1 protein-coding gene is annotated in these 641 nt (G+C 56.2%); it reads left to right on the top strand.

From position 1 onward, the window contains the following. A partial coding sequence (locus PL597_RS25975) for a TRAP transporter large permease subunit (protein ID WP_271366654.1) occupies positions 1-641 on the top strand: 641 nt, incomplete at both ends.

Here is a 641-nt window from a genome sequence, read left to right as displayed (position 1 = left end):
ACCGGCGTCGGCTTCAAGATTTCCTACATCGTCACCACGACTGCAGCAGAAATAGCCGGCTGGATCGGTACGATGGTTCCGGCTGCCTGGTTCGGACCGCAGACACTGACGCTGTTGTTCACGCTGATTATGACTGGCGTCGTCTGCATCCTGATGGGCTGCGGTATTCCGACGACCGCCAACTACATTATTATGGCGACCATCGCCGCCCCAACGCTCGGTATGCTTGGCGTGGAACCTATCGTCGCGCATTTCTTTGTCTTCTATTACGGTGTTCTTGCCGACATCACGCCTCCAGTCGCGCTCGCCGCCTATGCGGCGGCAGGCATGGCAGGAGCCGACCCATTCAAGACCGGAAATACAGCGTTCCGTCTTGGCTTGGGAAAAGTCCTCGTCCCATTTGTTTTCGTGTTCTCGCCGTCGCTGCTGCTGGTGACAACCAACTTCTCTTGGGGTGATTTTACAGTTGCCTTCGTTGGCTGCGTGCTGGGCATTACATTTCTCGGGTCCGCCCTCTCCGGTTTCCTGCTTGTCAGAACCTTTTGGTGGGAGAGAACAATGCTGATCTTGGCGGCGATCCTGTTAGTCGTTCCCGAACTCGTGTCGTCGCTCATAGGACTGCTTTTGGCCGCTCCTGTATT

The organism is Agrobacterium sp. ST15.13.013, assembly GCF_027956525.1.
In the GTDB taxonomy this organism is placed as follows: Bacteria; Pseudomonadota; Alphaproteobacteria; order Rhizobiales; family Rhizobiaceae; genus Agrobacterium; species Agrobacterium salinitolerans.
This window is presented reverse-complemented; position numbering and strand designations above follow the sequence as displayed.